A 12,831-nucleotide genomic window follows, 5' to 3' on the forward strand; every position below is an offset into this window, starting at 1 on the left:
GCCCGGGGCTCAGTCGGCGATGCGGACGGCGCCGGCGAACGGCCGCCGGGCGATCGAGGCGATGCGGACGACGTCACCGGTCTGCGGCGCGTGCACCATCATGCCGCCGCCGAGGTAGATGCCCACGTGGTGCAGGTCGTTGTAGAAGAAGACCAGGTCACCCGGCCGCAGCTCCTCGCGGGAGATGTGCCTGCCGGCGGTCCACTGGCTGCCCGTGTAGTGCGGCAGGGAGATGCCCACCTGCTGGTAGGCCGCCATGACCAGGCCCGAGCAGTCGTAGGAGTTCGGGCCTTCTGCGCCCCAGACGTACGGCTTGAGCTGCTGCGTGAGCGCCCACCGGGCGGCCTGCGCCGCCTTGCCGCCGCCGATGATCGGCAGGTTCACGCGCACCGCCCGCGTGCCGGGCCGGCCGGCCTCGCCCAGCGCCCGCTGGAACAGGTTGCTCTCGACCTTGGTGACCAGCTTGGTGATCTTGTCGCGCTTGGTGTCGAGCTCGGAGACGAGCTCCTGGACCTCCTCGATGCGCGTCTTGGCGCCGGCCCTGGCGCGCTCGGCGGCCTCCCTGGCCCTGGCGACCTGGTTGACCTCCTCGCCCTGCTGCTGTTCGAGCACGTACGTGGTGGCGGCGCGGTCGAGGAAGGTGTCGGGATCCTCGGAGGTGGCGAACGCCAGCGCCTTGCCCAGGCCGCCGGTGATGTAGGCGTTCTCGGCTAGCAGGGCGGCCTTGGCGCGCTTGGCCTCGAGATCGGCCTCACTGGTCGCCAGCGTCTTCTGCGCGGCCTCGGAGGCCTTCTTGGCGGTCTTGAGCTTCTCCCGCTGGCCGTTGTACTCCTCGGACAGCGTCTCGATCTCCGTGTGCATCTTCTCGACCTGCTTGGCCAGGTCCTGGAGCGACGGTTTGGGGTCCGCGGACGCCGAACCGACGGGGATGGCTATCAGCAGCGCGGCGATTGTGACACTTACCACACCGAAGCGGCGCGGTCGCCGGGCCCGTTCCGGAGGGCGGGCGTGCTTGCCCGCCGCCTTCCCCCCACGGTTGAGCGTGAGCTCCACCAACCAGCTCCTCTCATAGACGCCTACCGGGTTAGCTGACGGGTTCGGGCCGGAGCAGCCCTACCGAATGATTCGGATTCACCCCAGTGGTGGCGTCGGGTGACGCCACCGGCGGGTCCCCGGCTCCCCTCGCGGGGATTGGGCGTGTCCCCCTCGTCGCGATACGCGGGGAACATCGTCGCAGGACACTAATGCACTCCGGGTTCGTGCTCAACCAGAACTGCCGAGTCTGTAGAGGTTTCACAACCGAAGGGTCACAAGGTGATCTCGTGCACGCTCGTGCAGAACCGACTTTATGTCCTGTTTGCCGTCGATGGGGCCGAATGCAGAGATCCGCGGGGTGCGTGCCCGCATGGCAACGGGATGTAACAGGATGAGCCCAGAGATGGGAGTTAGGGCTGAGCCGTAATGACATCTGTACTCTGGAGAGCCATGGAGCAGGTGGCCGAACTGACAGTGCCCGAGACCGCGGTGGTGGTCCGGCGTGCCCGCACGCCCGACGTGCGGACGGTCAGGCGCCTGGTGGACACCTACGCGGGCGCGGGACCGCGGCTCCTGGAGAAGGCCACGGTGACCCTGTACGAGGACGTACAGGAGTTCTGGGTGGCCGAGCTGGGCGGACAGGTGGTCGGCTGCGGCGCACTCCACGTGCTCTGGGAGGACCTCGCCGAGGTCCGCACCGTTGCCGTGGACCCCGAGTGCCGGGGGATGGGCGTCGGCCATCGGATCGTCTCAGCTCTCATACAGCAGGCGAAGGATCTGGGTCTGCGGCGTGTATTCTGCCTGACTTTTGAGGTCGACTTCTTCGCGAGGCATGGCTTTCGCCCGATTCAGGGCACACCGGTCTCCCCTGAGGTGTACGCCGAACTGCTGGCCTCGTACGACGAGGGTGTGGCGGAGTTCCTCGACCTGGAACACGTCAAACCGAACACCCTGGGCAACACCCGCATGCTGCTCCATCTGACATCGGGTGACGCGGACCTTGACCAGATGGAAAGGTGATTGTTGATACCTATGTCGATACGTTGGGCAGCACAGGCATGTGTCCTGACACGTGCCACATGCGCACTCGAAGCGAGGTGACACGGTGAGCACCGGACAGCCGCCGTATCCACAGGACGAATCCGGCGAAAATTCTGCGCCTGCCACCCCCTACGGGCAGCAGAACACGGGCCGCCACCCCGGCGAGCCCGATCCCGACGTCACTGTGGTCGGCTACCGGGCGGACGATGCCTACGGGCAGCAGCCCCAGTACGGCCAGCAAGGCTATGGCCAGCAGCAGGGCTACGGCCAGCAACCTCAGTACGGCCAGCAGCAGGGCTACGGCCAGCAGCAGCCGCAATATGGCCAGCAGGGCTACGGACAGCAACAGCCGTCCCAGCCCGGCTACGGCCAGCAGGGCTATGACCAGCAGCAGGGCTACGGTCAGCAGCAACAGCCGGCCCAGCCCGACTACGGTCAGCAGGGCTACGGCCAGCAGCAGGGCTACGGTCAGCAGCCGCAGTCGGGCCAGCAGCCGCAGTACGGTCAGCAGCAGGGTTACGGCCAGCAGGGCTACGGGCAGCAGCAGCCGTCCCAGCCCGACTACGGCCAGCAGGGTTACGGCCAGCAGCAACAGCCGTCCCAGCCGTCCCAGCCGTCCCAGCCCGACTATGGCCAGCAGGGCTACGGCCAGCAACCGTCCCAGCCTGACTACGGCCAGCAGCAGGGCTACGGCCAGCAGCCGCAGTCGGGCCAGCAGCCGCAGTACGGTCAGCAGCAGGGTTACGGCCAGCAGGGCTATGGACAGCAGCAGCCGTCCCAGCCCGACTACGGTCAGCAGGGTTACGGTCAGCAGCAGGGCTACGGCCAGCAGCCCCAGTCCCAGCCTGACTACGGTCAGCAGCAGGGTTACGGGCAGCAGCAGCAGTCCCAACCCGGCTACGCCCAGCCCGGCTACGGCCAGCAGCAGTACGGCGACCAGCAGCAGTACGGCCAGGCCTACGGGCAGCAGCCCCAGGCTTACGGCCAGGGCGGTTACGGGCAGCAGCCCGGTTACGGCCAGCCCTACGGCCAGCCGGTCGGCGTCCAGCCGCCCGGGGCGCCGGCGCCGCTGGCGGAGTGGTGGCAGCGGCTGGTGGCCAGGATCATCGACGGTGTCATCTTCGGCATCGTGCTGTTCCTGGTGCAGTTGGTCCTCACCCCGCTCTATCCCTCCTACAGCTCCATCACCGGGATCACCAGCGGCCTCACCTTCGGGCTTTTGTACTACCTCGTGGTCTCGATCGTCGCGACCCTGATCTACGTCGCCTACGACTTCCTCCTGGTCAAGATGAAGGGCCAGACGGTCGGCAAGATGGTGATGGGCATCAAGGTCGTCCAGATCGGCGGGCACGTGCAGCCGGAGGGCCTGCCGACCGACGTGTCGCTCAAGCGGGCGCTCGTGACGGTGGGCGGCTACATCCTCTACTGGGTGCCTCTGCTCGGCCCCCTGCTCGCCGCTGTGATCTACGCCCTCAATGGTGCATCGCAGCTCTGGGACAAGCCGCTGCACCTGACCTTCGCGGACAAGTTCGCGAAGACCGTGGTGGTGAAGATCAAGTAGTCCTCCGCACACACAAAACAGGGGCCGGCTTCCCGCCGGCCCCTGTGTTTTGTCCACGTGCCCGTACCAGAATGGAGATCCAAGCCGACGATGACGCGAGGTGGGAAGTTATGGCCGGGACGGTCCCGCGGCCGGACGCGCCGCCCGCGGAATGGTGGGAACGGCTCGCCGCCCGGTTGATTGAAGCACTCGTCTTCGGGGTCTTCTATTACATTCTGTTCATCGCGCTGTGGGGCATCTTCCGAACTGTCGGGATGATGGAGGTGTTCGAGGGGCGGCTCCCGGGCGTGTTCGCGTGGCTGGTGGCCGGGCTGGGTTATGCGGGCTACGACTGGTGGGCGCATTCCCGGTACGGGCGGACGTTCGGTAAGGCGATCATGAGGATTCGCCTGGCGCCGGGTGACCTGCCGTCCCGCGCACTGCTCAAACGGGCCCTGGTCTATCCCGCCCCCGTGATGCTGATGGGCATTCCGGTCGCCAATCTGCTGGCGGGAATGTTGCTCTTCGGCGTCGGGCTGCTCATCCTGATCGACAAGCCGCTGGAGCGGGGCCCGCACGACCGGCTGGCCGGTACGCGGGTGGTAAAAGATCTTCGCTGAGCCATCCGTACCTGGGCAGATGCCTGGTGGGTGCCTTTTCGCAAAATTTTCGCTTGATCCGGTAAGGAGCCTGGAGAGACTGGCATTAGGCTATGGGGCGTCCGGGTTGCCGGATGTTGGCGCCCCTGCGACGCGCAGGGCATCTGTGTGCCGCTATGGTCGGGTGCGGGCGGTAGTCGCCTGCGCTGTCATGAGGAGCCGGGCTCACCGGGCCGCGCTCCCAGCGCATAATGCGCCCCCGAAACCCCGCTAGCCGTGGAGGCGAGGACGAATGGAAGCCCTTACAGACGTATTGTCAGCGCTCATCCCCCCTGTGGTGGTGGGCGGCGCCTTCATCTTTGGCGTAGTGAAGTTGGTCCGGTCGGAGGCCCTGGGAGGCCGTCGAAACCGCGAGGATCAGCCCGAGAGCCAGAACTGATCGGCTAGTCAGCCGAATCCCCGTAGCGCTGAATTGTCTCCACGCCTTTCCGGGTATATGTTTGGGCAGGCGAATGAAACAATGCTCCGCGAAAGGATTGCGTAGATGGCCAAGCAGATCCAGGAGATTCTCATCGATGACCTCGATGGGGGCGAGGCCAATGAGACGGTCAGCTTCGCTATTGACGGCTCCTCCTATGAGATTGACCTCAGCGACCTTAACGCGAAGAAGCTGAGGGACGCTCTCACGCCTTTCGTGCAGCATGCGCGCAGGGCGGGCGCCGTACCCACGCGTCGCCGTGGCCGCGGCGGCAACCGTGCGATGAGCCGCGAGAAGAGCTCGGAGATCCGGCAGTGGGCCAAGGCTCACGGCCTGCCGGTCAGCGAGCGCGGCCGCATCGCCTCCACCGTCGTGGAGAAGTACGAAGCTGCTCACTAAGGAGCCGGCTCTCGACCATGCGCTTATGATGTTCGCCTTGGACCCCGGCGGCCGCCATAAGCGCATGATCGTTTCTGGGGTGTTCCCGAAACCGGGATCCTCCCCGGATGTTGATCTCCTGGGCCCCATATGCGGGCGTTTTGGGCACACGTTCCTGCCCTCACCGGGCGGTGCCAGATATGTGATGGCGCCATGCTCTGCGCGGCCGAATGCCGTGTGGTGTGCCCACGCCGCATTCAACGAACGCCCGGCACGCGCGGCATGGCGTTCCCCGCCGTGCATTGCCACGAGGCGGCGACATTGGCCAGCCGCGGCGGGCGGGCGCCGCCCCCATCCAACCGCGCCCGTGGAACGGGCCATCGCGAAAATCGCGGGCGCGGTTAACCCGGTGGCGATCATCACTCGCTGTAACGCTTTTCGCGAGATCTTCATGGGCGTCCGGCCGCCCAAACCCCGCTCTGTGCGGAAGCGTCGCCTCGCTCGGCGGGTTGCGGGGGCGCTGGGTATAACGGCCGCCGGGAGCGGGGCATAACCCGCAAGTATGAGCATCCCTCGCACAATGTCGCTTCCCGGGGCACCGGTGCACAATCTTCAGCCCCTCAGAGTGCGATTGCCACGCAACTGCAAGAGTGAGGAGAGTGCCGGAATCCCGCCGCCGCCCGGGGATGGCGTCTCATGATGCGGGATGGATCCGGTAACCGGGCTGACCGGATGCCGGATTATCGATTACCGTGTGTACCGTATGTGTCCCGCCGTACGGATGTGCGGTCCGTACCGTGTTGTGCTCAGGGCGTAGCGCGCTCGCTTGGCCAAGCATTGCGGTGGGACATAGGATGATTAGGTATCAAGATACGGGCGCGGCATCTGAGATGCATGGGAGTAGAGGCGTCCCTGCGCCGGCTTCACGCCCCGGCGTCCGATGGCCGGCCCGTGCGGATCCGCGTACGCCGCGGGCGGCAATTTACAGCCGCTTCCGCGAAGGGTCCTAAACATCGTTCGCTTGCGGCGTATCGGGAACACGTCACCCCCGAACAGTAGTTGGATGGAGGGTGAACGCCCTGCTCTCGGGGAACGTGTCTGCTATAGAGCGTGTCAGCGGCGAGTGGGCACGGTTCGCCGAGCCAGGGCTAGCATGCGGGAGGACGGGACCGGATTTACCGGCCTGACTGACCGCTCTGTGAGGAGCGACGAGATGTTCGAGAGGTTCACCGACCGAGCGAGGCGTGTTGTCGTCTTGGCCCAAGAAGAGGCCAGGATGCTCAACCACAACTACATCGGCACTGAGCACATTCTTCTTGGTTTGATCCATGAAGGTGAGGGCGTAGCCGCCAAGGCTCTGGAGAGCCTCGGCATCAGCCTTGAGGGTGTGCGCCAGCAGGTCGAGGAGATCATCGGCCAGGGCCAGTCGGCTCCGTCGGGGCACATTCCGTTCACCCCGCGGGCCAAGAAGGTCCTCGAGCTGTCGCTCCGTGAGGCTTTGCAGCTGGGTCACAACTACATCGGCACCGAGCACATCCTGCTCGGGCTCATCCGCGAGGGTGAGGGTGTGGCGGCCCAGGTGCTGGTCAAGCTTGGAGCTGATCTCAACCGTGTCAGGCAGCAGGTCATCCAGCTGCTGCACGGTTACCAGGGCAAGGAGCCTGCCGCGGCGGGCGGGCCGCAGGAGTCGGCCCCGTCGACCTCCCTGGTGCTCGACCAGTTCGGCCGAAACCTGACCCAGGCCGCCCGCGAGGGCAAGCTGGATCCGGTCATCGGCCGTGAGAAGGAGATCGAGCGGGTCATGCAGGTCCTCTCCCGGAGGACCAAGAACAACCCGGTTCTCATCGGCGAGCCCGGCGTCGGCAAGACCGCCGTCGTGGAGGGCCTGTCGCAGAAGATCGTCAGGGGCGAGGTGCCCGAGACGCTGAAGGACAAGCAGCTCTACACGCTTGACCTCGGTGCTCTGGTCGCCGGTTCGCGCTACCGCGGTGACTTCGAGGAGCGCCTGAAGAAGGTGCTCAAGGAGATCCGCACGCGCGGCGACATCATCCTGTTCATCGACGAGCTGCACACGCTCGTGGGTGCGGGCGCCGCCGAGGGCGCGATCGACGCCGCCAGCATCCTCAAGCCGATGCTGGCCCGCGGCGAGCTGCAGACGATCGGCGCGACGACGCTCGACGAATACCGCAAGTACCTGGAGAAGGACGCGGCGCTGGAGCGGCGCTTCCAGCCGATCCAGGTGGCCGAGCCCAGCCTCAGCCACACGATCGAGATCCTCAAGGGTCTGCGCGACCGCTACGAGGCGCACCACCGCGTGTCGATCACCGACGACGCCCTGGTGGCCGCCGCGCAGCTGGCCGACCGCTACATCAGCGACCGCTACCTGCCCGACAAGGCGATCGACCTCATCGACGAGGCCGGTTCCCGGATGCGCATCCGCAGGATGACCGCTCCGCCGGACCTGCGCGAATACGACGAGAAGATCGCCAATGTCCGCCGCGACAAGGAGTCCGCGATCGACGCGCAGGACTTCGAGAAGGCCGCTGCCCTCCGTGACCAGGAGAAGCAGCTCCAGCTCAAGCGCGAGCGGCGGGAGAAGGAGTGGAAGGCCGGCGACATGGACGTCGTGGCCGAGGTCACTCAGGAGCTCATCGCCGAGGTCCTGGCGACCGCCACCGGCATCCCGGTCTTCAAGCTGACCGAGGAGGAGTCGCAGCGCCTGCTCCGCATGGAGGACGAGCTGCACAAGCGGATCATCGGTCAGGACGACGCCATCAAGGGCCTGTCGCGCTCCATCCGGCGCACCCGCGCCGGTCTGAAGGACCCGCGCCGTCCCGGTGGCTCGTTCATCTTCGCCGGTCCCTCCGGGGTCGGTAAGACCGAGCTGTCCAAGGCGCTGGCGGAGTTCCTCTTCGGTGACGAGGATGCTCTGATCAGCCTGGACATGTCGGAGTTCATGGAGAAGCACACCGTCTCCAGGCTGTTCGGCTCGCCTCCCGGCTACGTCGGCTACGAGGAGGGCGGCCAGCTCACCGAGAAGGTGCGGCGCAAGCCGTTCTCGGTGGTGCTGTTCGACGAGATCGAGAAGGCCCACCCCGACATCTTCAACTCGCTGCTGCAGATCCTGGAGGACGGTCGCCTGACCGACGCCCAGGGCCGGGTGGTGGACTTCAAGAACACGGTCATCATCATGACCACCAACCTCGGCACCCGCGACATCTCCAAGGGCATCGGGGTCGGGTTCGCCAAGTCCAACGACACCGAGTCCAACTACGAGCGGATGAAGGCGAAGGTGCAGGAGGAGCTCAAGCAGCACTTCCGGCCCGAGTTCCTCAACCGTGTCGACGACATCGTGGTCTTCCACCAGCTCACGCCGGCCGAGATCATCAAGATCGTGGATCTGATGCTCGCTCAGGTCGACGCCAGGCTGAAGGACCGCGACATGGGGCTCGAGGTCTCGCCCGAGGCCAAGCAGCTGCTGGCGGACCGGGGTTACGACCCCGTCATGGGCGCCCGGCCGCTGCGCCGGACCATCCAGCGCGAGCTGGAGGACTCGCTGTCGGAGAAGATCCTCTACGGCGAGCTCCGGCCGGGGCAGGTCGTGAAGGTGACGATCGAGGGCGAGGGCGACAACGCCAAGTTCCTCTTCAAGGGCGAGACGTCCTCGAAGATCCCGGACTCGGCTGCCGCGATCGCCGCTCCGATCCAGAACTGACGACGTTCTGACGGAAGCCCCCGTGTGAGGAAACTCACGCGGGGGCTTTTCGCGTGCCCGTACAGGGTTTCGCGTGAGCGGTGCATATCGAATTCGGCTGCCCGCTACTACCTCGAAGGGGCTGCCCATCGTCCCGTCGTCCCACCCGGGTCTGTCCGCCGTCGTCGCCATTGGCGTACGGGGGGCGGCCGTACCGCTCATGGGCGCCGCGCTGCGCCGGCGTCGGGGCGGGAACCGGGAAAGTGGCGCTGCTGCGATGGGCGGGCCCGTGGAGTCGGGCGGGGCCGAGAGAGCCGAGGCCAGGGGAAGGGGCCCTGGTGCGAACCTTTTTCGCCGGGAGCTGTCACAGCGGGACGGGCTGTCCTGTCCTAGCTGCGTACGACGAAATTACGGAGGTTCCCATGACTCAGCGGATCAACGTCGCCAAGCACGTTCCCGAGATCTACCGCCATTTCTTCTCGGTCGAGAAGCTGCTGCACGACAGCGGATTGCCCACCGCCACCCTTGAGCTGGTCAAGCTGCGGGCCAGCCAGATCAACGGCTGCGCCTACTGCGTGGACATGCACAGCCGGGACATGAAGAAGGCCGGCGAGAGCGACGAGCGGCTCTGGATGGTGGCGGCCTGGCGCGAGGCCACGGTGTTCACGCCGGCGGAGCGGGCCGCGCTGGCGCTGACGGAGGAGGCGACCAGGCTGGCCGACCGCGAGGCGGTGCCGGACGCGGTGTGGCAGCAGGCGGCCGAGTACTACAGCGAGGAGCAGCTCGCGGTGCTCGTGGTGGCCATCGCGATGATCAACACCTGGAACCGGATCAACGTGGCCGCGCGGGTGACGCCGGGCGCGTGAGCGTGCCCGCTCGATAGTGATGGCTTGGGCGGGCCTGCCAGGCGCGTCCAGGCGTTCCGGGCCATGGTCGGCCGTCGGCCGTGGCGGGGAGGGGAGTCACGGCCGGCCGTCGGCGGTGGCGGGGGAGGGGCGCGGCGGGTCTGAGATCGTCCCTGGGGGCCTATAGGGACGTGTCCGGGCAATCCCTCCCCCTATGTCCGATGTTCGCCGCACGAGGCGATGGGCGGCACGTACGGCGTCTTGGCGATCCTCACTTCCGGGATTTGGGAGAAGTGAGAAGGTTGCCGTCGTTGCGTAAATGTTGGGTGTGCGGGTATACCGCCACCGCGAGTAGTACTACACTGCGTAGAGCTTCACCAAGTCTCATCCAAGTGAGCCACAAGATCGTGTTCCTAAGTTGAGGGCTGCTCCCCGGGGAGTAGTGAGAAATCAACTCAGGGCGGACGCGCGAGACATCAGCTAGCAGGCATGCTCGCAGGGTTCGCACGTCCGATGCGGGCGACGGGAACACACACAAGCAAGCCGTGGAGGAAACCGATGCGCCTGCGTCACGATGACGGAACGCTCGTTCACCTCGCCTACAACGCAGGCGTCCACCCCGCTGAGGACCTGGAGAACCTCATCGCGCACCTGACCCGATACGCGGTCCCGGTGCGCAAGCGGCTGGGTGTGGAGCGGATGGGCATCGGGCTGTGGCTGTCCCCGAGCGTCGCCGACCACCTCACGGCCGACCGCATCGAGCTCGTACGGCTGCGCCGCTCCCTGGAGGAGCGCGGGCTGGAGGTCGTCAGCCTCAACGGCACCGGCGGCCGCAACCAGGAGGTCCCGGGGCCCGACTGGGCCAAGCCGGAGCGCTACCGCTACACGATGGCGCTGGCCAAGATCCTGGCGTTCCTGCTGCCGGAGGACGTACGGTTCGGCAGCATCTCCACGATCCCGATCGGCTGGCGCCGCGACTGGCCCGCCGACCTGCACTCCATCGCGACCCGTCGCCTCGAGCGGCTGGCGCGTGAGCTGCGCGGTATCTACAGCACGACCGGCAAGACGATCAGGGTCGGGTTCGAGCCGTGGCCGGGGTGCGTGCTGGAGACCACCGAGCAGGCGCTCGAGCGGGTGGGCGGCATCGACTCCGAGCACCTGGGCGTGTGCCTGGACGCCTGCCACCTCGCCTGCGGTGACGAGGAGCCGGGCGCGGCGCTGAAGGGGCTGGCCAAGGCCGGGGCGCCCGTGGTCAAGCTGGGCCACGTGCACAACCACACCGGCGAGACGCCGAACACGGGTGCCGTGCTGCACGACACGCTCACGGCGATGTTGTCGGGCGCGGTGAGCGGCAGCGCGCACATCGAGGTGGAGACGCACAACCTGACCGTCCCCGGGCGGGCCAAGGGGCCGGGGGCGCTGGTGTCGCTGCTGGCCGAGGAGCTGGCCTGGGCGCGTACGAGCCTGACCAGCCTGGGCCTGCAGCTGGCCGCGTAGGACCACCGTCCGCCGGGAGATTGCCGGCGGCCCTCCAGGACCGTCCGCCAGGAGAATGTCGGTCGTCCAGGACCGGTCGTTCAGGACCGGTCGTTCAGGACCGGTTGTCTAGAGGTTGCCGAACCACCCCGGCGTGTCCAGGCGCCAGGGGTTGCCCGGGGTCATCCTGCGCAGGTCGGACTCCAGGGCGCTCAGGCGGTCCTCGCCGAGCTCGCCGGCCCAGCGGGCGCGCAGCTCGTCGAAGATGCGGGCCGAACGGTTGAGCGCGTCCATCCCGTACGGGGTCAGGCGGACGATCTTGCGTCTGCTGTCGTGGGGGTCCGTGGTGCGTTCGACGTAGCCGACGCGCTCCAGGGTGTCGATGGTCTTGCCCGCGGCCTGTTTGGAGACGCCCAGCGTACGGCCCAGCTCGACGGCCGTGGTGCCGCCGGGGCCGATCGCCTGCATGACGAATCCGTGCATGGGCCGCATGTCCGGATGGCCCTGCCGGGCGAGCTCGGCGTGCAGCTCGTCGATCAGCGTGCGGAACGCGAGCAGCAGGCGTAGCGGGAGTTCGAAGCCGTATGTTGACACGATAGACAACCTGGTTAACTATATGGACAACGTGGTTGCCTATCTTAGGGGGTAAAGCGGCGTGTCCGTCATACGTGATGCCGAGGCGAGGCGGTCGGAGACTCCTGGCGGGGTCATGACGACCTTCGCCTCGCCGACGCAGGGAGGGGCCTCCAGAGCCCTGTGGAGGGTCGATGCCCGGCCCGGCGCCGAGGGGCCGGTGCACGACTTCGACAGCGAGCAGGTGTGGAGCTGGGTCGCCGGGGCGGCGACCGTCGAGCTGGGCGGGGAGACGTACGCCGTCGCCGCCGGGGACACGGTCGTCATGCCGGCCCGTACGGTACGGCGTGTCCTGGCCGATCCCGGCACCGGGTACACCGCCGTCGTCACGGCCGCGGCCGGTGCCCGCGCGTTCGCCCCGGACGGTGCCGACTACGGCGTTCCGCCGTGGATCGCGTGAGAGTGAGGAGAGATCGATGTCCGTTGTTCTCGCGGGTGAGTCCCGCAAGGTCGAGACGCCCAACGGGGTCATGACCACCCTCGCCTCCCCGACGCAGGGACAGGCGGGGCAGGCCGTCTGGCGGGTGGACGCCAGGCCGGGCATGGTCGGGCCGGTGCACGCGTTCGATGCCGAGCTGGTGTGGACGTGGCTCGACGGGGGTGCCGTGGTGGAGCTGGGCGGCGAGCGGTACGAGGTGGGCGCCGGCGACACGATGGTGCTGCCGGCGGATGTGAGCCGGCAGATGTTCGCCGATGCCGAGCGCGGGTTCGTGTCGGTGGTGGTCGCCCCGGCGGGGGCTCAGGCGTACAACCCCGGCGGGGTCTCGGAGCCGGACGCGTGCGACCTGGCCCCGAAGGACGCCGAGCGCCTCGTACCGCCCTGGGTGCGATGAGCTCCCCCGCCCGGCGACCACCGGCCGCGCACGGGAGCCGGCGGTAGGAGGGACGGCCCGCCGGGTGCCCGGGGAGCCGGGGGATGGCGGCCCGCCTGGTGTGGGGGAGCCGGTGGGGACGATGGCCCGCCTGGTGTCGGAGAGCCGCGGGAGGAGCGGCGACCCGGCCGGTGCCGGGGGCCGGTAGAGGAGGTGGGCGCCTGGGGCGGTGAGGTGGTGGGAGCGGTGGTCTGCCGGGCGCTGGGGAGCCCGGTAGGAAGGGCGGCCTGGTGGGTGCAG

At 67.6% G+C, this 12,831-nt stretch carries 11 protein-coding genes and 1 riboswitch; of the genes, 9 read left to right on the plus strand and 2 right to left on the minus strand.

Features of this window, described 5'->3' with window-relative positions; genetic code table 11:
- Positions 1-9: 9 nt before the first annotated feature.
- Entirely contained in the window at positions 10-1,053 is a 1,044-nt protein-coding gene (locus ACBJ59_RS14550; RefSeq protein WP_375110684.1) for an NlpC/P60 family protein, read from the minus strand.
- A gap of 5 nt (positions 1,054-1,058) precedes the next feature.
- Positions 1,059-1,208, minus strand: a riboswitch (cyclic di-AMP (ydaO/yuaA leader).
- 277 nt (positions 1,209-1,485) lie between these two features.
- Between ACBJ59_RS14550 and ACBJ59_RS14555 the strand changes: the two genes are divergently transcribed.
- The 7 genes from ACBJ59_RS14555 to ACBJ59_RS14585 all read left to right on the plus strand — a co-directional run bounded on the left by ACBJ59_RS14555 (position 1,486) and on the right by ACBJ59_RS14585 (position 11,107).
- Positions 1,486-2,055, plus strand: coding sequence for an amino-acid N-acetyltransferase (locus ACBJ59_RS14555; RefSeq protein ID WP_364115714.1), 570 nt, complete (start codon positions 1,486-1,488; stop codon positions 2,053-2,055).
- A gap of 85 nt (positions 2,056-2,140) precedes the next feature.
- Positions 2,141-3,637, plus strand: coding sequence for an RDD family protein (locus ACBJ59_RS14560; RefSeq protein ID WP_375110685.1), 1,497 nt, complete (start codon positions 2,141-2,143; stop codon positions 3,635-3,637).
- A 110-nt stretch (positions 3,638-3,747) separates the two neighbouring features.
- Complete coding sequence (locus tag ACBJ59_RS14565) at positions 3,748-4,236, plus strand: RDD family protein (protein WP_375110686.1); 489 nt, start codon at positions 3,748-3,750, stop codon at positions 4,234-4,236.
- Between the two features lie 523 nt (positions 4,237-4,759).
- Positions 4,760-5,092, plus strand: coding sequence for an Lsr2 family protein (locus ACBJ59_RS14570; protein WP_375110687.1), 333 nt, complete (start codon positions 4,760-4,762; stop codon positions 5,090-5,092).
- Positions 5,093-6,284: 1,192 nt separating this feature from the next.
- Positions 6,285-8,786 (plus strand): ATP-dependent Clp protease ATP-binding subunit, encoded by a 2,502-nt coding sequence (locus ACBJ59_RS14575; protein ID WP_375110688.1) that lies wholly within the window; start codon positions 6,285-6,287, stop codon positions 8,784-8,786.
- Between the two features lie 401 nt (positions 8,787-9,187).
- Positions 9,188-9,631 (plus strand): carboxymuconolactone decarboxylase family protein, encoded by a 444-nt coding sequence (locus tag ACBJ59_RS14580; RefSeq protein ID WP_375110689.1) that lies wholly within the window; start codon positions 9,188-9,190, stop codon positions 9,629-9,631.
- 537 nt (positions 9,632-10,168) lie between these two features.
- Positions 10,169-11,107: a TIM barrel protein gene (locus ACBJ59_RS14585; protein ID WP_364114293.1), complete on the plus strand. Its 939-nt coding sequence runs from the start codon at positions 10,169-10,171 to the stop codon at positions 11,105-11,107.
- A 108-nt stretch (positions 11,108-11,215) separates the two neighbouring features.
- On the opposite strand, the gene ACBJ59_RS14590 is transcribed toward ACBJ59_RS14585, so the two are convergent.
- Positions 11,216-11,680 carry a MarR family winged helix-turn-helix transcriptional regulator gene (locus ACBJ59_RS14590; RefSeq protein WP_375110690.1) on the minus strand — a complete coding sequence of 155 codons (465 nt, stop codon included), beginning with the start codon at positions 11,678-11,680 and terminating at the stop codon, positions 11,216-11,218.
- A gap of 115 nt (positions 11,681-11,795) precedes the next feature.
- Here ACBJ59_RS14590 and ACBJ59_RS14595 point away from each other — a divergent pair, with 115 nt between their 5' ends.
- Together ACBJ59_RS14595 and ACBJ59_RS14600 are read left to right on the plus strand one after the other, a co-directional pair.
- Entirely contained in the window at positions 11,796-12,119 is a 324-nt protein-coding gene (locus ACBJ59_RS14595) for a cupin domain-containing protein (RefSeq protein ID WP_375110691.1), read from the plus strand.
- 16 nt (positions 12,120-12,135) lie between these two features.
- Complete coding sequence (locus ACBJ59_RS14600) at positions 12,136-12,552, plus strand: cupin domain-containing protein (RefSeq protein ID WP_375110692.1); 417 nt, start codon at positions 12,136-12,138, stop codon at positions 12,550-12,552.
- The last annotated feature ends 279 nt before the right edge of the window (positions 12,553-12,831 follow it).

Source organism: Nonomuraea sp. MTCD27 (assembly GCF_041950495.1).
Classification (GTDB): Bacteria; Actinomycetota; Actinomycetes; order Streptosporangiales; family Streptosporangiaceae; genus Nonomuraea.

Bases quoted from the DNA above. Each gene is read 5' to 3' on its own strand.
- ACBJ59_RS14555 (WP_364115714.1), top strand. From the start codon at position 1,486: ATGGAGCAGGTGGCCGAACTGACAGTGCCCGAGACCGCGGTGGTGGTC.
- ACBJ59_RS14565 (WP_375110686.1), top strand. From the start codon at position 3,748: ATGGCCGGGACGGTCCCGCGGCCGGACGCGCCGCCCGCGGAATGGTGG.
- ACBJ59_RS14570 (WP_375110687.1), top strand. From the start codon at position 4,760: ATGGCCAAGCAGATCCAGGAGATTCTCATCGATGACCTCGATGGGGGC.
- ACBJ59_RS14575 (WP_375110688.1), top strand. From the start codon at position 6,285: ATGTTCGAGAGGTTCACCGACCGAGCGAGGCGTGTTGTCGTCTTGGCC.
- ACBJ59_RS14580 (WP_375110689.1), top strand. From the start codon at position 9,188: ATGACTCAGCGGATCAACGTCGCCAAGCACGTTCCCGAGATCTACCGC.
- ACBJ59_RS14585 (WP_364114293.1), top strand. From the start codon at position 10,169: ATGCGCCTGCGTCACGATGACGGAACGCTCGTTCACCTCGCCTACAAC.
- ACBJ59_RS14595 (WP_375110691.1), top strand. From the start codon at position 11,796: ATGACGACCTTCGCCTCGCCGACGCAGGGAGGGGCCTCCAGAGCCCTG.
- ACBJ59_RS14600 (WP_375110692.1), top strand. From the start codon at position 12,136: ATGTCCGTTGTTCTCGCGGGTGAGTCCCGCAAGGTCGAGACGCCCAAC.